This is a genomic window from Kurthia sibirica (genome assembly GCF_003143975.1).
GTDB lineage: Bacteria > Bacillota > Bacilli > Bacillales_A > Planococcaceae > Kurthia > Kurthia sibirica.
Genome location: NZ_QFVR01000010.1, coordinates 49,668 through 69,712 on the forward strand (window position 1 = coordinate 49,668; position 20,045 = coordinate 69,712).

Genomic DNA, 20,045 nt, shown 5'->3' on the forward strand with positions numbered 1-20,045 from the left:
TATATAGTTTCGTGATTTCGATCAATTAAGCGCTATAAAATAGACATCAACTATAGGAGGATACGATGACAAATAACGATATGATTCTTCGTTTGCGCTACGCACTCGATATTAAAAATATGGACGTTGTAGAAATGTTCAAACTTGGTGGTATGAAGTACACAAAAGAAGATGTACTCAATATGTTGATAAAAGTAGCTGAAGATGAAACACCTCCAGCAGGATATATTGAAGTAACAAATGACATGTTTGAAGCATTTTTAAATGGTCTCATTACCTTCAAACGTGGGCCACAAAAACCACGTCCAGGGCAAGAAGCAGCACCTGTACAAACAGAAAAAGACCACCCGAATAATATGTTGCTGAAAAAAGTGAAAATTGCTTTATCCATGACGAGCGATGATGTACTCGCAACATTATTTGATGGTGGCGTAAAAGTATCAAAAGCAGAGTTAGGTGCGATTTTCCGTAATCCATCACATCGTAATTATATGGCATGTGGCGATCGCTTTGCGCGCAACTTTATCCGTGGATTAACGGAGCAATATAGAAAACCGCAGAAAAAAGAAGATTAATGGTTCGTTATTAATACCAGTAATCTACTTTTAGATGTGTTGAAGAGAAATTCTGATAGATAGAATGCCTTAGTGGCATATTTTACCATTCCTATAGCGTAGCTGACCTTTAGACTGACTACTTTGTATTTTAAGTACAGTTGATTAGGTGAAGTTATGCTTTTTTGTCTTTAGTACTAGTTCATTACTAAACGACTAGAATTAAAATAAAAAAGAGCCTGGACAGAACAAAATAGTATGTCTCCCATACAAATAATCAAATCAATTGAACGCGCAGAAAACCCCACAGGAAGGCGGTGACGAAGCGTTTGAAGCCCTGTCCGAGGAAAGTGTTTTTCGAAGCGGAAATTGATTGAAATGAAAAATCCCGTATGATTTTGAAAAATCATACGGGATGTTCTCTGTTGAAAATATGTTTGTCTCAGGCTCATAGGGTAAACATTTTTAGAGAAGTCCTATTTAGATAATGACTTCAAAATAGCATCAATCATTTGTGTATTTGCAATTGTACCTGTGTATAACCAACTTGTTTCTGGACCGTAGTTATGAACATTACCAGCTTTTACAGCAGGAATCGTTTTCCAAATTTTACTTGATGTCACCTTATCATTTTTACCATCGCTATTAATAACGTAAAGTTGATCTGCATCAAGAGCAGCAAGTTTTTCTAAAGAAATTTCACTCCAGTTACCTGTTGCTTTAGCAGAAACTTCTTTTACTAGAGCAGGAACTTTCATACCTAGATCGCCATACATGACAGCACCGGCCGAAAGATTATCGCCTACAATAAATGCTTTACCGCCAACAATCCAAATCGCTGCTGCTGAAGGATCATTATATTTAGTCGCTATTTCTTCTTTAGCAGCTTTTGCTTTTGCATCATATGCGTCTAATTTTTCTTGAGCCACAGCTTTTTTATCGAACACTTCACCAACGCGTAGTAATTCATCACGCCAGTCATTATTCACTTCTTTACCAATGACATAAGTCGGTGCAATTTTTTTGTATTGATTATATTTATCACCCTCGACCATGGTTGCTGAGTCCATGATGATCAAGTCTGGTTTTAGTTTTTGTACGGCTTCAAGAGGAAGGTCATAGTTAATAGTTTCAACGCCTTCAAGTGAACCTTGTAGATAGTCTTGGATGCTAGCCCCATCATTGACACTCCATTGTGCAATTGGTTTAACATCAAGCGCTACTAAATTATCTTCTAAATAAGAAGCGAGTACACGTTTAGGGTTTACTGGTACTTCAACTTTGTTACCCATCGCATCTGTAACTGTACGTGTGTCTTTAGTTGCTTGCTCAGCTTTATTCGTGTCTTTAGTTGAGTCATTATTTCCACATGCAGCTAACGATAGAGCTAAAAAACTAGCCCCAGCAATTTTTAAAAAAGATGAAGCGTATTTCGATTTAGACATGTTGATCCTCCTGAAATTGTGATATATTGTTAATGATTATCATTCTCAATACAATTTACTCTTTTATGAGCAATTTGTCAACAGTACTTAAAATTTCAGAGTATACTAAATACAACTCATAAAAAAGGAGCACGTGTTGTGGCAAAGAAAAAATTATCCAACTATATAGAAAAAAAGAATAGTAACATACCTACATTGATGCTTGTAATTGGATCAATCGTCCTCGTATTGCTTTTATTTGCATCGATTCGATTAGGGGCAACTAATTTAAATTTCAAATTAATAGGGGAAGCCATTATTCATACTGATGATGAAAATCCAGAACATATTATCATTATGAGTTTACGCTTTCCAAGAGCATTTGCAGCGATGTTAATCGGTGCGGCACTAGCCGTATCTGGTGCCATTATGCAGGGGATGACTAGAAATCCATTAGGAGAACCTTCTATATTAGGGGTAACAGCAGGCGCAGCCTTTTTCGTCGTCCTGTCATTAGCCTTTATTCCAGATGGTTCGATGTGGGTAACGATGATTGCCTCATTTATCGGTGCGGGTCTAGGTGTCGCGTTAGTGTTTACCTTAACGACGATTTCTAAAGGTGGTATGACACCAGTAAAACTAGCGTTGGCAGGTTCAGCAATTACGGCCTTTTTAACAGCACTTACGACAGGTGTTGGTATGAAGTTTGATGTGTCAAGAAGCTTAAGTTTTTGGTATGCAGGTGGATTATCTACCATGCAGGATGAGCAATTAAAATATATTGTTCCTGTTATTTTAGTTGGTTTAGTCATTGCAATTTTACTAAGCCGTTCGATTTCTGTCATGAGTTTAGGGCAGGATGTTGCAAAGGGACTCGGGCAAAATACGTTGACCATCCAAATTATAGGAACGATTGCAGTATTGCTATTAACGGGAGCTGCAGTATCCGTAGCGGGTACAATTGGTTTCGTAGGTTTAGTCATCCCACATATTGTCCGCTTGATTGTGGGTGTTGACTATCGTTGGATTATTCCTGTATCAGCTGTCTTTGGTGGCATACTACTACTCTTAGCTGATATTGTAGCTCGGACGATTAATTCACCATTTGAAACGCCAGTTGGTGCGATTACTGCGCTTGTTGGCGTACCATTCTTCCTCTATTTAGCACGTAAAGAAGGGAGGGGGTTTTGATGATGAAAGATCGCAAATTTTTTGGGCTCATCGTTGGTGGTTTCCTTCTTTTGCTCATGATGATGTTTTTAAGTATCAATGCAGGTTTTATTAAAATTCCCTTTGATGAAGTAATAGATGTACTGTTTGGTAATGGTACGGAAGATAATATTTTGACAATTTTTGATTTCCGATTACCCCGTATTTTCATGGCAGCATTAGTTGGTATGGGAATTGCGGTGTCAGGTGCGATTTTACAGGGGATTACACGAAATCCTCTAGCAGATCCCGGTGTATTAGGCATTAACGCAGGAGCAGGTTTAGGTGTAGTGTTATATATGTTCTTCCTACAAGGAAGTGCATTTATGGCACAAGGTTTTCTTTCTATTTTTCTTATGCCAATTGTTGCGTTATGCGGTGCTTTTTTGGCAGCAACGGTTATTTATGTACTCGCATGGAAAAAGAATGCGGTTAATCCAACTCGTATGTTACTTGTCGGTATTGGTATCAACGCATTTTGTGGTGCATTACTCATCGTTTTCCAACTGAAAATGGATCCAATGGATTTCACGAAGGCACTTGTCTGGTTAGCGGGAACGATTTGGGGTTCAAATTGGACATTCGTCTGGGCTTTGACACCCTGGTTAGTTGTGTTAATTCCTTTAGCGGTCTACAAAGCGAAGGTTTTAGATATTATGACATTGAGTGAAGCCTCCGCTATTTCAGTTGGTTTGCATATTAATCGAGAGCGCCGTAATTTTTTACTAATTGCGGTTACATTAGCTGGTGTTTGTGTTGCAGTCGGTGGTGGTATAACCTTTCTTGGTCTAATTGCGCCGCATATTGTCCGTAAATTGATTGGTGCTAATCATAAAAAAGTTTTACCACTTAGCGCATTATTTGGTGCAATTATTTTGGTTATGGCAGATATGCTTGGTCGCGTCGTCATGTCCCCATTAGAAATTCCTGTTGGGATTGTCGTTGCAATTATTGGTGCACCTTACTTTGTCTATTTACTCGTCAAAAACTAAATATAGAAGTTTAAAGGGTAGGCATCTATAAATGATGCCTACCCTTTCTCTTATTGATCTTATATAAACCGGTTATGATAAAAAGATTATTACCAAAATAATGGAGGAAATAAGACAACAAAAAGGAATTATCTTCATTAAAAAATAGGTTTAAATACCTATATCGGTAATAATCTACATAAAAGGTTGTACTGAAAGGGCTTGGAGCATAAAATAGTAGAGAGAACTCAGTAAAATATTGAATAAAAGTGCAACCTCAAGTAAAACAGATTGTCCTATTAGATAGTCAGCGTGTATGGCAGGATATTCTAGCTGATAACTGGTAAAGTCTTCTATATTTTCGTTTCATAAAGTGAATATGAGGGTATTTATTTGTTGAGTATTTATTAGTATGAAGGAGTTTCTCAACATGACAGAAAATAATTATAAACAACAAGAGGCAGTAAAAACAGATGTTATTGACCATTTAATGGAGTTAGGTATTTATAAAATTAATGATTTGCAACTTTATCAAGTACCTTTAAGTGAGCTACTTTTGGAGTATAAAAAACAAAAGAGCTAATATTCATAAATAGTATAATAAAAAACGAGAAGAAATACAGAAAAAGTGATAGAATTATAGATTGAATATAACAATGAACGTAAGAGATAGGAGAATATAAATTTATGTGTGGATTTACAGGATTTGTAGGAGAAGTATCGAACCCGGATACAGTATTAGAAAATATGATGAACCAAATTATTCACCGCGGTCCAGATTCAGCTGGCGCGTATACAGATGGGCAGGCAGCACTTGGTTTCCGTCGTTTAAGTATTATCGATGTGGCTCACGGTAGCCAACCGTTATACAATGAAGATCGCTCGCTTGTGTTAATCTTCAATGGTGAAATTTACAACTTTGAAGAAATTCGTGTTGATTTAGTAGCGAAGGGGCATGTGTTTACTACACATACAGATAGTGAAGTATTAATCCATGGTTATGAAGAATATGGTACACAATTAGTCCAAAAATTACGTGGAATGTTTGCATTTGTTATCTGGGATAAAAACAACAAAAAACTATTTGCTGCACGTGATCAATTTGGTATCAAACCACTTTATTATGCTGAGATGAATGGCACATTAATGTTCGGTTCTGAAATTAAAAGCTTTTTACCACATCCAGACTTCAAAAAAGAATTAAATGAAAAAGCGTTAAAACCATACTTAACTTTCCAATTCCCTGTACTTAATGAAACATTCTTTAAGGGTGTTTTCAAAATGCCAGCAGCCCATTATATGACATATGAAAATGGTAAAATCGAAATGACTCGTTATTGGGAACCAAAATTCAATCCAGAAGAACGCCCATTGGATGAAATCGTAGAAGAAATCGATTCAACTGTTCGCGAATCAATTAAAGCACATGAATTCTCTGATAAAGCGGTTCAAGTAGGATCATTCCTATCTTCAGGTGTTGATTCAAGTTATGTGGCATCTGTTCTAAAACCAGATAAAACTTTTTCAGTCGGTTTTGCAGCGAAGAAATTTTCTGAGGTGGACAATGCTAAAGAATTATCTGCTGAATTAGGTATCGAGAACATTAGTGAAGTATTAGATCCAGAAGAATGTTTCAATAAAATAGAAGAAATCCAATATATGATGGATGAACCACATTCAAATCCGTCAATCGTACCGCTTTACTTCCTAGCAGAGCTTGCTCGTAAACATGTAACAGTCGTATTGTCAGGTGAAGGCGCTGATGAATTATTTGGTGGCTACGAAGAATATGATGAATCACCATCTATGAAAAAATATAAAAAAGTACCGAGTTTCCTACGTCGCCCAGTAGCGTCAGTAGCATCGGCATTACCAGAAGTTCGTGGTAAACACTTCCTAATGAAGGGTGGTTTACCAGTTGAAAAAACATTCATCGGTCAAGCCCATATTTTCGAGGAACACGAATCAGCAAGTATTTTAAAACCAGCGTTTAATGATGCACCTTCGGTTGAGGAAATCGTTATGCCTGTTTATCGTAAAAATCCAAATGAAGATGATTTAACGAAAAAACAATTACTCGATTTAAATCTTTGGTTAGTGGACGATATTTTACTTAAAGCAGATAAAATGTCAATGGCTCACTCAATTGAGTTGCGCGTACCATTCTTGGATCGTGAAGTAATGAAAGTAGCTTCTAAAGTACCTTCACGCTACCGTATCCATCCTGAGAATACAAAATATGCTTTCCGAAAAGCATCTGAACGTGCCTTACCAGAGGAATGGTCTAAACGTAAAAAAATCGGCTTCCCAGTACCAATTCGTCTGTGGATGCAAGAAGAAAAATACTATAACCAAATTAAAGAAACGTTTGAGTCGGATTATGCAGCGAAATTCTTTGATCAACAAGCAATCGTAAAATTATTGACAGATCACTATGAAGGTAAAGCTAAAAACCAACGTAAGGTTTGGACTATTTACGTATTCTTAGTTTGGTATAAAAAATATTTCGGCTAAACCGAATTGAAGGGATAAATAGCAGTGTATAAGAGTAGTAAAGCGAAATTGTCTTTGCTCCTCTTTTGCATTTTAGTGCTTGTAGGTCTATTAGGTGGTTGCGCGAGCATTTTACCCGCAAAAGATGGGCAATCGGAACGTGTAATAAAAATACTGATTGTTGAGTTTGGGAGTCGCACCCCTATTCCTGATATGAAAGTGACAATTAAAGATAGTGAAAGCGGTCAGATTATAGATGAACAATTAGCAAATGATGAAGGTGAAGTATCGATTAGTCGGCTGACAAGTGACAAGGAGTATTTATTTGTCCCATCTTCAATTTATGATGATGGAACGGGTAGTGCTGACGGGGTTGCACAGCTAGTAAAAATTGCAGATACGACAACATATATCGTTTTAGAAACGTACTATGTACGAGATCATAAAGGTGCGAATATACCGGTCGTTCTTCAAAATCCAGCATTTCCTCATGGTTGTGAAATCACAGCGCTAACAGCCGTTTTGAATTTTTATGGTCGAGAAGTATCAAAGGAAACGATGGCAGCAAGCTATTTACCTCGAGGGGAATTCAAACGTACAAATGGGAAGTGGCTCGGCCCAGACCCGAGTAAAAAATACGCGGGTGATCCTGCAGACGAGCATGATGGTATGTATGCTTTTGCACCTGTTATTGAAGCAGCCGCCAAAAAATATATAGCGTCAGAAAAATCAGCCTTAAAAGTGAAAAACCTCACAGGTGCTTCACAAGAAAAAATCATCGCTAAAGTGCAAAAAGGAATCCCCGTCATTATGTGGGTGACATTAGATTTATCAGCACCAAAAATGAAAACAGGTTGGACAATTTATGGACAACAAAAACCAATACGTATGTATCGCAATTTGCATGTCGTTGTTATGACTGGTTACCAAGACGGCAAAGTAATCGTAATGGATCCGCTAAAAGGCTATGTAGCACATGATGATAAAAAATTCTTTACTAGTTTTACAGACATGAAATCTCAAGCAATCGTGCTTGAAAAATAAATTGAAGGCAGATGATGAAAGTGGAAGAACAATCTTTCTTACCAATATTGATTGGTTCAGATATGAACGCATACGGTATGGCGCGAGCTTTTTATGAAGCATACGGTATTAAAGCAGTAGTAATAGGCCGTGCACATTTAACGCCAACACAAAATAGTAGCATCCTTCATTTCTTTGAGGAGCCTGAACTGAAAAAGGATTTTCTCGCAATTATGAAGAAAACAGCTAAAAAATATGAAGGGCAAAACCTTCTATTAATGGGTTGTGGCGATGATTATGTTGAATTGATTATTAAAAATAAAGAAGAACTTGTAAAAGATTTTAAAGTACCATACATCGATGAAGTATTAATGGACAAAATTCTGTTAAAAGAAAACTTCTATGCTATGTGTGAAAAATATAATTTCAGCTACCCAAAAACAGATACTGTAACAGCTGAAAACTATAGCGAATTTTCACCGGAATTCCAATACCCAATTATTATTAAAGCATCAAACTCTGTACAATATTGGGCGTGTTCATTCCCTGGTAAGAAAAAAGTGTTCATCGCATATGATGAGGCTGAAAAAACTGAAATTCTAAAATCAATCTATGCATCATCTTATCAAGATACGATGATTATCCAAGAATTCATCCCGGGTGATGATTCTTATATGCGCGTATTGAATGCGTATGTAGCAACAGATGGTAAAGTGAAATTGATGTGTTTAGGTAATCCGATTTTAGAAGAACATTCACCAGAAGGTATCGGCAGTTATGCAGCGATTATTACGACGATTGATCCAGAAATTATGGATCAAGTACGCTTCTTCCTCGAAGATATCGGTTTTGAAGGCATTGCAAACTTCGATATGAAATATGATTCACGCGATGGTTCGTATAAACTATTCGAAATTAATTTACGCAATGGTCGTTCAAGTTACTATGTAACAGCAGCTGGTTACAACTTGATGAAATATGTAGCAGATGATTATATGCTTGGTAAAAAACAAGAGCTTGTCTATGCAGACAATGAACATTTATGGACGATTATTCCGAATGGTGTATTATTCAAATATGCGCAAAATGCGGAATTAAAAGCGAAAGCACGTAAATTGATTAAAGAAGGTAAAGTGACGAACTCATTATTCTATAAAGAAGATATGAATCCAAAGCGTTGGGCTAAATTGACGTTGAACAGCTTGAATTATTATCGTAAGTATAAAAAATACTTTAATAAGAAGGGTTTGTCTTAATCGATGAATAAAAAAATATTAGGTATTATTGGCGGTGTAGGTCCGTTAGCAACGATGCTATTAGGTGAAGTAATTGTCCGTAGAACAAAGGCATCTAAAGACCAAGAACATATGCATTTCATCATTGATAATGATACGAGAATACCTGATCGTACGGCTTTTATTCTAGATAACACGAAAGAAAATCCTGCGCCTTTTATCATACAGGATGCAGGAAAGCTTGTGAGCGCTGGTGCGGATGTTATATGCATTCCGTGCAATACCGCCCATTATTTTTATGAAGAACTAAGCGATAATACAGCTGTACCTATTCTTCATATGATTCGTGAGACAGCTAAAAAGTCGCGTGCAGTTGGCGCGAAAAAAATCGGTATTCTCGGTACAACGGGTACACTTTCAACAAATTTGTATCAAACAGCATTGCTTGATGAAGGATTAGAGCCGTATGCTCCGAATGAAGAAATCCAAAATGAGCTGATGGCCGTAATATATGATTATGTAAAAGCAGGTATTGCTGTACCAGCTGAGAAATGGCAGCATATAACGAATAGCTTTAAAGCAGCAGGTTGCGACCATCTAGTACTCGGATGCACGGAGCTATCGGTTGTCTACAAAGAGCTTGGGTTAGAACGTGATGCATGTTATATCGATGCACTTATGACATTAGCCGATACTGCAATTGAATATTGTGGCTATGAAGTAATTGATTTACCGCAATACGTAAAGTGATTTTAAAATAAAACAGACGGCTGATAATCACGATCATACATCTTTATGTCTTACGATGAGGACTTATGAAATGGAGTAATAATAAGTCTAAAGTAAGCAATCATAAGGCGGTATTGTTTAGCGATTTTTCGAAGTCTGATTTTTTATGTGAAAAAATATTAATAAAATGCTTTGTCATTAGCTAAATATAGGGTAACCTTAGACTAGCAAATTTAATCGGAGAAAGAAGGTGGAGTTTATGACATTCTTAAACTTACTGAATGAAGATTTACAGAAAAAATGGAAATTTGACACAACGATGCCCATTCAAGACGAAATAATTCCAGCGATGCTTGAAGGACTGGATGTCATTGCAGAATCACCAACAGGTACAGGTAAAACATTAGCGTATGTTCTACCACTACTCCAAAAAGTGAATGGTAATAAGAAAAATACACAGGCATTAATTGTCGCTCCTTCACAGGAATTATGCATGCAAATTACAGATGTTATTCGCGATTGGACTGCAGGAACACCTGTAACTGTAGTCCCATTAATTGGTGGTGCAAATACTGCCCGTCAAATTGAAAAATTGAAAAAGAAACCAACTATTGTCGTGGGTACTCCAGGTCGTCTAAATGAATTAGTGCGTACAAAAAAATTAAAATTACATGATTTACAATATATTGTCCTAGATGAAGCGGATCAGTTGTTAGGTCGCGAGAATCGTGTGATGGTAAAATCATTCATCGAAGGTGCAAATCATGAGCGTCAAGTTGCACTGGTGTCCGCAACAATCACTGACGAAATCGATCAAGTTGCTGAGCATTTCATGAATAATCCTAAACGTTTTAAAGTCCGTTTAGAAGATATGCCGAATCAAGGTAAAGTGGTCCACTCATTCATGAAAGTAAGTATTCGTGAAAAAACAGAGCTACTGCGTAAACTTTCAAATATTGAAGGCATGCGCGCATTGGCATTTGTTAATAATTTGGATCAACTGTTAATGAAAGAAACAAAGTTAGAATATCGTAAAGCACCCATTGCAGTTTTACATGCAGAGATGAAAAAAGAAGAACGTAAACAAGCATTAGAATCTTTCCGTAAAGGTAAAATCCGTATTCTAATTGCAACAGATGTTGCTGCTCGTGGACTCGATATTTCAGGGCTTTCACATGTTATTCACGTGGATGTTCCACATAATGAAGAACAATATTTACATCGCTCAGGCCGTACGGGTCGTGCAGGTAAAGATGGTGAAGTACTGACATTACTTACTTCTTTTGAGGAAAAAGATTATAAAGGCTTCACACGCAGTCTACCAGAAAAACCAGAAGAACGTATTTATAAAGGTGGCGTACTTTCTGCTGGCAAGGGTGAGTATCCACATGCCTCTCGTAAACCAGAGGAATTGCGTAAAAAAGCGAAAGCTGCTGGTAAATTCATTAAGAGTAAGAAGCCGGTTGCGCAACCACAAGAACGCGCACCTAAAAAGCAATACACAGCAAAAAAAGAATATGGTAAACGTACATTTAGTGATAAAAAGAAATAATTATGAAAAAGGGGTATTCATATGACTTTTGAAGAAAAATTACAACAATTTGCGGAGCTTGCTGTTAAAGTAGGCGCTAATGTCCAAAAAGGACAAACATTATTAATCAATACGACAACAGATACAGTAGAATTTACGCGCATGGTCGTTAAAAAGGCATATGAAGCGGGTGCTGCTCGTGTGACTGTAAACTTTTCAGATGGTGAAATTGATCGTGCTTTATTTGATCATGCAGATGTGGAGGAATTTGAAAAATATCCTCGTTGGATCGCGGAACAACGCGATGAATTAATTGAACGTCAAGGTGCTTTATTATGGATTGATGCGGCAGATCCAGACCTATTGACGGGCGTATCAGTTAGTAAATTATCAGCACAACAAAAGGCAGCTGGTAAGGCATTAGCAAATTATCGCGATGCGGTAATGAACGATAAAATCGCCTGGTCAATTATTGCTGTTCCATCAGCATCATGGGCAAAAAAAGTATTTCCGGACTTACCAGAAACTGAGCAAGTACCAGCATTATGGGATGCTATTTTCAAAACGGTACGTATTGGTGAAGGTAGCGCAGTAGAAAATTGGTCACAGCATTTAGTAGCATTGCACACGCGTGCAGATCTATTAAATGATAAACGTTATGCAAAATTACATTACACAGCACCAGGCACAGACCTAACTGTCGAACTTCCTGCAAAACATATTTGGCAAACCGGCTCTAGTCGTACACCTCAAAACACTGAATTTGTAGCAAATATGCCTACAGAAGAAGTATTTACCTTACCTTCAAAATATGGTGTGGAAGGTTTTGTTTCAAATACCAAACCGCTTGTATTCCAAGGTAATATTATCGATGATTTCAAATTAACATTTGAAAAAGGTGTTATTGTGAAAGCAGAGGCTGGGGTTGGTCATGATTTATTACAGGAAATGATTTCAGCAGATGAAGGTTCAAAATACATCGGTGAAATTGCGCTTGTACCACATGAATCACCGATTTCAGCATCAAATATTTTATATTACAACACGCTATTTGATGAAAATGCTTCAAATCATATCGCAGTTGGTGCAGCATACCCAACTTGCTTCGAGGGTGGCAGTGAGCTCACTGAAGAAGAGATGGATATGAACGGCATCAATACATCTATCACACATGAAGACTTTATGATCGGCAGTGGAGATATGGATATCGATGGTATATTACCAGATGGAACCGTCGAACCCTTATTCCGTAAAGGCAGCTGGGCATTTTAATCGAATAATTAAAAAAAGACAGCATTTCATTATGGAAATGCTGTTTTTTTGTTGGTTCTATAAGTTCTATTATATATATTGGGGTATTAAAACAATTCATGTTTTAGAAAAATAGAAATAGCGAAAGCTTTACTACTTGTTTTTCGGCAGGAGTCCTCGCCATTTCTTTTAATCATGATGAGCATATCTAAAAATAGACAGAAAAAAGCACAGGTTCACCAAATCTTATCCGTAACCAAACGTCTTCAAATTCTATACATAGGGGTTTGTACAAAAATTTTATTAAATACGGCGTATCAAGAAATAGTTGTGTATTTTGGTTGGCGTATTTCGTTCAAATCAAATGACTAGAGAATGTAGTGTGATGTTATTTCATAATGGATGCCAAACCATTTATATATATATGTAAAGTTTACTTTACTTATATTACTTATTATTGTATTTTTTTACAATGGAGATGAGCAAATAGTATGGAAAATAATATCAAGAAATTACGACAAGAACAGGGGTATACACAGGAAGAATTAGCCGGTAAAATGGCCGTTTCAAGGCAAACCATCATATCTCTTGAAAAAGGAATATATAATCCGTCGCTCTCATTAGCATTTAAGCTCGCTATAGGTTTCAATTGTTCAATTGAAACTATTTTTATATATGAAAGTGAGGAAGAACGATGAAAAAAGTATATCAAAATCAGCTGAATTATTTATTTTTAGCATTGATTATGATACCAATGGGTAGCTATAGCAGTTATTCATCACTGGCATCTGGTGAATTTCCTCAAGGAATGACGATTGTTTTTTTAGGTGTAAGTGCACTCATGATGTCTTATTTATCACCGCATCTTTTTCCACGAGACGAACGAGCGGAAAAACTGATTGGTAAAGCGATGACCTATAATTTTTATGCTATCGCATTAGTAATAATTCTATTACTAATGCTTGATTTGTTGTTGGAAAATGTAGAGGTGACGAAAATGCAATTTATAGCTGTCCTTATTAGCGTGATGTCTATAACACCAACTACAGTAATGGTTTTTTGTGTGAAAGAAGCCAATCGCTAATAAAAATGCTAACATCTATTCGACATATAAAAAGGGTATAGTGAGGATAAAAAGTAATGTCAGGAGAAATTAGATGGTGAAAATATTGATTGTAGAAGATGAAATTGCAATTAGTCAAGTGTTGAAAGTTTATTTACGTAAAGCACAGTTTGAAACACAGCAAGTTTTTGATGGCAGTAAAGTCATGCAAGCTTTCGATGAATTTGCACCTGATTTGATATTATTAGACGTTATGTTGCCGGGACAAAATGGCTGGCAATTACTTAAAGAAATACGTGAAATCAGTAAGACACCAGTTATTATGTTGACCGCTCTAGGTGATGTGAATTATCGCCTAGATGGTTTGAATAATGGTGCAGATGATTATATTTCGAAACCTTTTGAGGCCGAAGAAGTAGTGGCTCGCATTAAAGCTGTTTTAAGGAGAACGGCTATTACATCAGCTCCAACAAAAAACTTTGGCCAACTAACTATAGATACCCAAGCGCATGAGGTATATGTAGGAAAAGAAGAAATTGCTTTAACGCCAAGAGACCTATCTGTTCTATTATTTTTAGCAGATCATCCAAATCAAACATTTACAAGAGATCAACTCATCGAACAAGTATGGGGATGGGAATATGATGGTAGTGATCGTGCGGTAGATCTAGCAGTTAAACGTTTACGTAAGGCCTTAGAAAAATGGTCATCAGACGAAGGTGAAATTAAAACACTGCGCGGATTGGGGTATCAACTAAGTGTTAAAAAAACGTAAACGCGTATCACTAAAAACATATTGGATGACACGTTATCTACTTGTTCTCCTAATTGGACTTGCGATTATCGCATTGATTTCAGCTTTGTGGATTCGACATACGACAATCGATTATCGTATGTCAATGATGACTATTTATGCTGAGCAAATGGTAGATCGTATCACAAATGTGGATGATGGTACACGAGAATTACCACGAGAAGGTATGATTGGTGGAGGTACAAATCCACCAAAATTAGATATAAAACCACAACTGTATATTACGAATTTAAAAGGTGAGGTTCTCAATAAAAATCAAATGGGTCCGCCACTCCTAGCCATTGAAAAAAACGTATTAAACTCTTCAGAAACAAAGCAAACGATTAAATTAGCGAATGGCATAGAAGAAACTTTTTATATCGTGAAGAAAAAAGTCAAAGTTGATAAAAAACAACTGGGATGGGTAGTTGTTATGGAAAGTGAAAAAAATATGACGCATACAAATCAAGCATTGGGGCAACTAGCGATTTTGATCGGTGCATTAGCGTTAATTGGTCTGGGGGCAATTTATTATTTAACAAGTCGTCTAACAAAGCCAATTCAACAAGTTGCTAATGCAGCAAAAATGGTACAAGAAGGTAATTACGCACTCGATTTACCAGATGATAGTCCAGAAGCAGAGGTGCATGATCTTGTACAATCATTTAAAGAAATGGCCGGTCGCCTCGAACAACTCGAATCGATGCGTACAGAATTACTAGCAGGTGTTACACATGAATTGAAAACGCCAGTGACCGCGATTGATGGCTTATTGCAAGCATTAAAAGATGGTGTTGTGGCGGGTGATGAAGCACGAGAATTTGTACAAATGGCTATGATTGAAACCAAGAAAATGAAAACGATGGTCGGTGATTTATTGGCATTTAATTCATTTGCTGTAAACGCCATACCTATAAAATTAGAAGCACGTGACATCAATCAATTTATGCAAGATACGATTGCACAATGGGCTATTACGCAAGAGAATGCGGCTGTCAAAATTGATTGTCGCCCGTTATCACAAGAAGAATCTATCTTCGTAGACCCCGTACGGTTCCAACAAATATTTACGAATCTCTTTACAAATGCGGCGCAGGCTATGAAAGATCAAGGGCATATTCATGTCCGTTTAGAAAGTACATCAACAGCTATTGCTATTTATGTACGCGACGAAGGACCAGGAATTCCTCTAGCAGAACAACAGCTTATATTTGACCGCTTTTATCGTGGAGAAGACAAAAAATACATGATTCGTGGTTTAGGTTTAGGTTTACCGCTCAGTAAAATGATGGCTCAATCAATCAATGGTGATTTACAACTTGTTAAAAGTGACGAAACAGGTACAGAATTTGTACTGAAATTGTATAAGTAATTTGAAAGCAGACATTATTTTAAAAAATGTCTGCTTTTTTGATTTTAAAATAAGCTAATCATCTAGTTGATGTAGCGTGTAAGCAATGAAAAAAGATTGATCTTTTGATGACGATGCCAATCGTATTAGCAGCTAGGAAAAAATAGGTCGAACAATTAACGATTCCGTTTGAGGTAAAAGAATTAATTGTAAACGTACGTGATCGGTAATGGAATCAAGTGGTTGCGGAAGGAGCCATCTTATTCAAACCTTCGTGTTGCAAAGCCAAAGGTAATACTATTAGCTGAAGAAATTAAAATACGATGTTATAGGTTGTTAGAATAATATCGTTCAATAGTAGAATGAAAAGCCTGGGACAGAACAAAATAGTCTATCTCACATACGAATAATCAAATCAATTAAACGCCCAAAAAACGACTCATACGGGATTTTCTCTGTTGAAAATACGTTTTTCTCAGGCTCTTTTGACATGATGCTGACGTATTGAACTAGTATAGTGAAATGAATAAGTAGATAGAGGAGTGCGTAATAGATGAAAAAAAAAGTGGCAGTTATTATTTCCTTGGCGGTCGTTATCGTAGTAGCAGGGGCTATTTATTTTTTTACAAAAAAGAATAGCTATATAGCAAAAGTTGGCAAAGTGGAAATTACGCAAGAAGCTTTAAATCAGGCATTAAATACACAGTATGGGGCGGCTACAGCAACAACCTTAATACAAAACGAAGTAATTGAGCAAGAAGCTACAAAACAAAAAGTGACTGCAACCACTAAAGAAATTGATGCACAAGTTGCGATTATGGCCACGCAATATGGTGGAGAGGAAGCCTTGGAGGAAACATTGAAGTCGAGTAATATGACATTAGCTGATTTGAAAAAGAATATTAAAACATATGTCAAAGCATCAAAAATGATTACGAAAACAGTAGATACATCAGATCAAGCAATAAAAGCATATTATGAAACAAATAAAGATTCTTTCAAAACAGAGGCGCAAGTAAAAGCGAGTCATATTCTAGTCGCTAAAAAAGCAACAGCTACTAAAGTGAAGAAATTACTAGATGAAGGTGGAGATTTTGCAAAACTTGCAAAAAAATATTCTACTGACTCAGCTAATAAACAGGATGGTGGAAATCTAGGGTATTTCACAGCATCCGACATGGTAGATGAATTTTCTACACAAGCATTTGCTCTGGAAAAAGGTGACATTAGCAAACCTATTAAAACTGAATATGGTTATCATATTATAAAAGTAACTGGAAAAAAAGTTGCCTCAACACCAACTTATGCAGCGGTTAAAACAGCTGTTAAAGCAGCCTATATCGATGCACAAATTAATGAACAGTATGCAACTTGGCTAACAGCTACTACAAAAAAATATAATGTTAAAAACACATTAGAAACAGCGACGTCAACAGAGCAATAACAGCTAGTTGAACTAGAAGTTATATTTTTCAGCAATTAATTGATTTGAAGATGAGATCATCATGAATTTTTTGCTCCCCCAATCGATACGTATGGATTCATATTTTAGGTTCTATTATATATGTTGGGGTATTAAAACAATTCATGTTTTAGACAATTAGAAATAGCGAGAGCTTTCCGCCGACAAGTAACGCACTATTTATTTTCACCTACGGTGAAAATAAAGGATTGCTTACTACTTGTTTTTTGGCAGGAGTCTTCGCTATTTCTTTTAATCATGATAAACATACCTAAAAATAGATAGAAAAAAGCACAGGTTCCCCAAATCGTCGAAAAGATAACAGGCTGTACGTTCAATTTTGAACGTACAGCCTGTTAGTTATTTTTTAGGTGTTGTTGCTTTTTTAGAATCAATAACTTTTTTCACGATGGGAATAATGATCGGCGCGAGTTTAATTGCTGTTTTTATTAAATCTTTTGCTTTCATTTATAAAACCTCCTTAGATGTTAACACTTTAATGCCGCGATAAATATTCCAAATGAAGACAATACCCACGACTACAGCTGTAACAAGTAGTGTAATGATAACGCTAATTGAATAGTTTGAATTTACCATAACATCATCAGTCTGTGCAAAGGAAGCGAAGATGGCGATAATCACAGCGATGATAATAGGTATATACATAATTAGATGGGAAAAAAAGGCTGCTTTTGCATGTTTTTTGACATCTTTTTCAGGAACAATCAACCATACGATTAATGGAAGAATAATACCGGCAAAGAAAATACTAAAATAGCATAATGAAGCAATAATACGGTTGTTTGACATAGAGCATTTCAACTCCTATTCTGATTAATAAAAGAGTAAAGCTTAATAATTCTACGGGATGAGTGTAAAAAAAGTTTCATTTTAATTGATGGCGAAAACAAGAAGCTGTGCATGGTCAACGCTAGCTCTTGCCCTCACGATTTTATTGTAAATAGACAACAAAACTAAAAGATAAACAAAGAGTGGAATGTGGGAAGTAGTAATGAACGGTTCGTAAGTGTGATTCTTTAATGCGTAATTAAGTGCCAAAATCGACTGTTTTTAAGCAATGTTACTAAAAGCGGTATAAGAAAAAGTATTACGCTAAGGAAGTAACTAGTTGAAAAGGGTTGTTGAATTGCTGACACATATCTATTACAATGGAATTGTTCCATAAAAAAATAATGATGTACAACCACAAGGGGAGCCGATGAGCGGCTGAGAGTGAATAGTTACTATTCTTACCCTTTGAACCTGTAAGTTAATACTTACGTAGGAATGTGGATAGAAACCGACATATTACGATGTTAGGGGCTCTGTCCTTAATATCGTTTTTTTTATCTAGATTACCACAGGAATTGTGCGCTAACATCAGATCTGGGAGGATCCGACGATGAATCACAAAAGATTAGTTATGATGATTGAAATAGCTGTTTTTGCAGCTATCGCTGTACTTTTAGATAATTTAGTACTGTTTAAAATGCCACAAGGTGGCTCAGTAAGCTTAGCAATGTTACCTATAGTATTGATGGCTTTACGTTGGGGAACGTTGCAGGGAATGATTACAGGCTTCTTAGTAGGTCTTTTACAAATCGCCTTCGGTCCAACAATTTTTTCTCCCTTACAAGGTTTTATCGATTACTTCCTAGCCTTTACCGTAGTAGGTCTAGCTGGTGTTGTAAGAGGGCGTGTGATTAGTGCGTCCGTTAAAAAATCATCAAGTAAGATGCTTATGTGGATTTTAGTTGGTACGGCATTGGGTGGAGTTTTACGATTTATCGCACATACTGCTGCCGGCGTCGCTTTTTTCAGCGCATATGCAGGCGAACAAAATGTGTATGTCTATTCCATTGTCTACAATGGTTCGTATATGCTACCAGCTATTATTTTGACGACAATCGTCATTTATTTATTATTTAAAGCGGCACCAAAATTATTTGTCACAAAATAGTGATTGCTATCAAACCTATATTAAAGACGATATGAAAAGTCTTTCGTATAGGTTTTTCTTATTAAAATAGTTTTAGCAGGACAAAATTGGGCTATATACTCCAGTGAATTGTAAAAGCTATGCAACAGGGCGAAATGATTTTTTACGTTGGAATGAGAAATATATGATATAGTATATTGTAGATATTTAGTTATAGAAGGGATCGTATATATAATGATAGCAACTACTCAAGAAGAAATTGATGCACTATTAAAAGCAGGACGCGCAATGGGCGAAATTAGAGATGCTTTAAAAGCAGCAACTAAGCCAGGCGTTACAACAAAAGAATTAGATGATCTGGCAGGTAGATTATTTGAAGAAAAAGGCGCTGTTTCAGGTCCAAAAGCAGAATATGATTTTCCAGGATACACATGTATAAGCGTCAATGAAGTTGTAGCTCATGGTATTCCAAATGATACACCATTAGTAGATGGCGACATGATTAATGTCGATGTCTCTGGACATGTTGATGGCTTTTATGCAGATACAGGTATTTCGTTTATCGTTGGAGATGTCAACAGACCTGAACTTCAAAAGCTCTGTGATGTTGCACAATCTGCTTTTGATCGCGCTATGCTTAAAGTTAAACCGGGTTCAAAATTAAATCAAATCGGTAAAGCAGTAGAGCGTGAAGCACATGATCATCACTTAAAAGTTATTATGAATTTAACAGGACATGGTGTAGGCCACTCGCTTCATGAAGAGCCACAATATGTCTTGAATTATTATGATGCATGGGATGCGACACTGATGAAAGAGGGAATGGTTTTTGCAGTAGAACCATTTATTTCTCAAGCAGCTGAAAGCATTATCGAAGGTACAGATGGTTGGGCGTTCTTAACACCTGATAAATCATATGTAGCTCAGTTGGAGCATACGGTGATTGTGACTAAAAACGGTCCAATTTTAACGACTAAAATTGATTAATTGATACGAAGAAAAGCCTCGAATGTTTAA

At 36.5% G+C, this 20,045-nt stretch carries 19 protein-coding genes and 1 riboswitch; of the genes, 17 read left to right on the top strand and 2 right to left on the bottom strand.

Features of this window, described 5'->3' with window-relative positions:
- The first annotated feature begins 65 nt into the window (after nt 1–65).
- Nucleotides 66–575, top strand: a complete 510-nt coding sequence (locus tag DEX24_RS09080) for a YehS family protein (protein WP_109306113.1) — start codon at nt 66–68, stop codon at nt 573–575.
- Between the two features lie 455 nt (nt 576–1,030).
- Here the strand turns inward: DEX24_RS09080 and DEX24_RS09085 are convergent, their stop codons facing one another.
- A complete protein-coding gene (locus DEX24_RS09085) occupies nt 1,031–1,999 on the bottom strand; it encodes an ABC transporter substrate-binding protein (protein ID WP_109306114.1) in 969 nt (322 codons plus the stop codon).
- A gap of 198 nt (nt 2,000–2,197) precedes the next feature.
- On the opposite strand from DEX24_RS09085, the gene DEX24_RS09090 reads away from it, so the two are divergent.
- From DEX24_RS09090 to DEX24_RS09155, 14 genes are all read left to right on the top strand, one after another.
- A complete protein-coding gene (locus tag DEX24_RS09090) occupies nt 2,198–3,169 on the top strand; it encodes a FecCD family ABC transporter permease (protein ID WP_109306160.1) in 972 nt (323 codons plus the stop codon).
- Nucleotides 3,169–4,179, top strand: coding sequence for a FecCD family ABC transporter permease (locus DEX24_RS09095; RefSeq protein WP_109306115.1), 1,011 nt, complete (start codon nt 3,169–3,171; stop codon nt 4,177–4,179). The genes DEX24_RS09090 and DEX24_RS09095 overlap by 1 nt, the downstream gene beginning before the upstream one ends.
- Nucleotides 4,180–4,588: 409 nt before the next feature.
- Nucleotides 4,589–4,741 carry a Fur-regulated basic protein FbpA gene (locus DEX24_RS09100; RefSeq protein WP_170112898.1) on the top strand — a complete coding sequence of 51 codons (153 nt, stop codon included), beginning with the start codon at nt 4,589–4,591 and terminating at the stop codon, nt 4,739–4,741.
- A 104-nt stretch (nt 4,742–4,845) separates the two neighbouring features.
- Nucleotides 4,846–6,672 carry an asparagine synthase (glutamine-hydrolyzing) gene (gene asnB, locus DEX24_RS09105; RefSeq protein ID WP_109306117.1) on the top strand — a complete coding sequence of 609 codons (1,827 nt, stop codon included), beginning with the start codon at nt 4,846–4,848 and terminating at the stop codon, nt 6,670–6,672.
- 24 nt (nt 6,673–6,696) lie between these two features.
- Nucleotides 6,697–7,695 (top strand): C39 family peptidase, encoded by a 999-nt coding sequence (locus DEX24_RS09110; protein WP_109306118.1) that lies wholly within the window; start codon nt 6,697–6,699, stop codon nt 7,693–7,695.
- 11 nt (nt 7,696–7,706) lie between these two features.
- Complete coding sequence (locus tag DEX24_RS09115) at nt 7,707–8,930, top strand: carboxylate--amine ligase (protein ID WP_186819608.1); 1,224 nt, start codon at nt 7,707–7,709, stop codon at nt 8,928–8,930.
- A gap of 3 nt (nt 8,931–8,933) precedes the next feature.
- Nucleotides 8,934–9,659, top strand: coding sequence for a cysteate racemase (gene cuyB / locus DEX24_RS09120; RefSeq protein WP_109306120.1), 726 nt, complete (start codon nt 8,934–8,936; stop codon nt 9,657–9,659).
- Between the two features lie 238 nt (nt 9,660–9,897).
- Nucleotides 9,898–11,190 carry a DEAD/DEAH box helicase gene (locus DEX24_RS09125; protein WP_109306121.1) on the top strand — a complete coding sequence of 431 codons (1,293 nt, stop codon included), beginning with the start codon at nt 9,898–9,900 and terminating at the stop codon, nt 11,188–11,190.
- Between the two features lie 21 nt (nt 11,191–11,211).
- A complete protein-coding gene (locus DEX24_RS09130; RefSeq protein ID WP_109306122.1) occupies nt 11,212–12,441 on the top strand; it encodes an aminopeptidase in 1,230 nt (409 codons plus the stop codon).
- A 470-nt stretch (nt 12,442–12,911) separates the two neighbouring features.
- Nucleotides 12,912–13,118 (top strand): helix-turn-helix transcriptional regulator, encoded by a 207-nt coding sequence (locus DEX24_RS09135; protein ID WP_109306123.1) that lies wholly within the window; start codon nt 12,912–12,914, stop codon nt 13,116–13,118.
- A complete protein-coding gene (locus DEX24_RS09140; protein ID WP_109306124.1) occupies nt 13,115–13,504 on the top strand; it encodes a hypothetical protein in 390 nt (129 codons plus the stop codon). Before DEX24_RS09135 ends, DEX24_RS09140 begins: the two co-directional genes overlap by 4 nt.
- A 73-nt stretch (nt 13,505–13,577) precedes the next feature.
- On the top strand, nt 13,578–14,258 hold the full coding sequence (locus DEX24_RS09145) for a response regulator transcription factor (RefSeq protein WP_109306125.1): 681 nt from the start codon (nt 13,578–13,580) through the stop codon (nt 14,256–14,258).
- The gene (locus tag DEX24_RS09150) at nt 14,242–15,648 is read left to right on the top strand and encodes a HAMP domain-containing sensor histidine kinase (RefSeq protein WP_109306126.1); all 1,407 of its coding nucleotides are present in this window, start codon (nt 14,242–14,244) and stop codon (nt 15,646–15,648) included. The genes DEX24_RS09145 and DEX24_RS09150 overlap by 17 nt, the downstream gene beginning before the upstream one ends.
- Nucleotides 15,649–16,180: 532 nt before the next feature.
- Complete coding sequence (locus DEX24_RS09155) at nt 16,181–17,071, top strand: peptidylprolyl isomerase (protein ID WP_109306127.1); 891 nt, start codon at nt 16,181–16,183, stop codon at nt 17,069–17,071.
- Between the two features lie 486 nt (nt 17,072–17,557).
- Here the strand turns inward: DEX24_RS09155 and DEX24_RS09160 are convergent, their stop codons facing one another.
- Nucleotides 17,558–17,899 (bottom strand): magnetosome magnetite crystal formation protein family, encoded by a 342-nt coding sequence (locus DEX24_RS09160; protein ID WP_109306128.1) that lies wholly within the window; start codon nt 17,897–17,899, stop codon nt 17,558–17,560.
- Between the two features lie 389 nt (nt 17,900–18,288).
- Nucleotides 18,289–18,394: riboswitch (TPP riboswitch) on the top strand.
- 97 nt (nt 18,395–18,491) lie between these two features.
- Between DEX24_RS09160 and thiT the strand changes: the two genes are divergently transcribed.
- The gene (gene thiT / locus DEX24_RS09165; protein WP_109306129.1) at nt 18,492–19,049 is read left to right on the top strand and encodes an energy-coupled thiamine transporter ThiT; all 558 of its coding nucleotides are present in this window, start codon (nt 18,492–18,494) and stop codon (nt 19,047–19,049) included.
- A 213-nt stretch (nt 19,050–19,262) separates the two neighbouring features.
- Entirely contained in the window at nt 19,263–20,015 is a 753-nt protein-coding gene (gene map / locus DEX24_RS09170; protein WP_109306130.1) for a type I methionyl aminopeptidase, read from the top strand.
- The last annotated feature ends 30 nt before the right edge of the window (nt 20,016–20,045 follow it).

What these genes read in the sequence shown, in the direction of transcription:
- map (WP_109306130.1), top strand. Translation starts at nt 19,263, where the DNA reads ATGATAGCAACTACTCAAGAAGAAATTGATGCACTATTAAAAGCAGGA.
- DEX24_RS09160 (WP_109306128.1), bottom strand. Translation starts at nt 17,899, where the DNA reads ATGTCAAACAACCGTATTATTGCTTCATTATGCTATTTTAGTATTTTC.
- DEX24_RS09145 (WP_109306125.1), top strand. Translation starts at nt 13,578, where the DNA reads ATGGTGAAAATATTGATTGTAGAAGATGAAATTGCAATTAGTCAAGTG.
- DEX24_RS09155 (WP_109306127.1), top strand. Translation starts at nt 16,181, where the DNA reads ATGAAAAAAAAAGTGGCAGTTATTATTTCCTTGGCGGTCGTTATCGTA.
- asnB (WP_109306117.1), top strand. Translation starts at nt 4,846, where the DNA reads ATGTGTGGATTTACAGGATTTGTAGGAGAAGTATCGAACCCGGATACA.
- thiT (WP_109306129.1), top strand. Translation starts at nt 18,492, where the DNA reads ATGAATCACAAAAGATTAGTTATGATGATTGAAATAGCTGTTTTTGCA.
- DEX24_RS09095 (WP_109306115.1), top strand. Translation starts at nt 3,169, where the DNA reads ATGATGAAAGATCGCAAATTTTTTGGGCTCATCGTTGGTGGTTTCCTT.
- DEX24_RS09135 (WP_109306123.1), top strand. Translation starts at nt 12,912, where the DNA reads ATGGAAAATAATATCAAGAAATTACGACAAGAACAGGGGTATACACAG.
- DEX24_RS09115 (WP_186819608.1), top strand. Translation starts at nt 7,707, where the DNA reads ATGATGAAAGTGGAAGAACAATCTTTCTTACCAATATTGATTGGTTCA.
- cuyB (WP_109306120.1), top strand. Translation starts at nt 8,934, where the DNA reads ATGAATAAAAAAATATTAGGTATTATTGGCGGTGTAGGTCCGTTAGCA.
- DEX24_RS09130 (WP_109306122.1), top strand. Translation starts at nt 11,212, where the DNA reads ATGACTTTTGAAGAAAAATTACAACAATTTGCGGAGCTTGCTGTTAAA.
- DEX24_RS09080 (WP_109306113.1), top strand. Translation starts at nt 66, where the DNA reads ATGACAAATAACGATATGATTCTTCGTTTGCGCTACGCACTCGATATT.
- DEX24_RS09100 (WP_170112898.1), top strand. Translation starts at nt 4,589, where the DNA reads ATGACAGAAAATAATTATAAACAACAAGAGGCAGTAAAAACAGATGTT.
- DEX24_RS09090 (WP_109306160.1), top strand. Translation starts at nt 2,198, where the DNA reads ATGCTTGTAATTGGATCAATCGTCCTCGTATTGCTTTTATTTGCATCG.
- DEX24_RS09085 (WP_109306114.1), bottom strand. Translation starts at nt 1,999, where the DNA reads ATGTCTAAATCGAAATACGCTTCATCTTTTTTAAAAATTGCTGGGGCT.
- DEX24_RS09140 (WP_109306124.1), top strand. Translation starts at nt 13,115, where the DNA reads ATGAAAAAAGTATATCAAAATCAGCTGAATTATTTATTTTTAGCATTG.
- DEX24_RS09125 (WP_109306121.1), top strand. Translation starts at nt 9,898, where the DNA reads ATGACATTCTTAAACTTACTGAATGAAGATTTACAGAAAAAATGGAAA.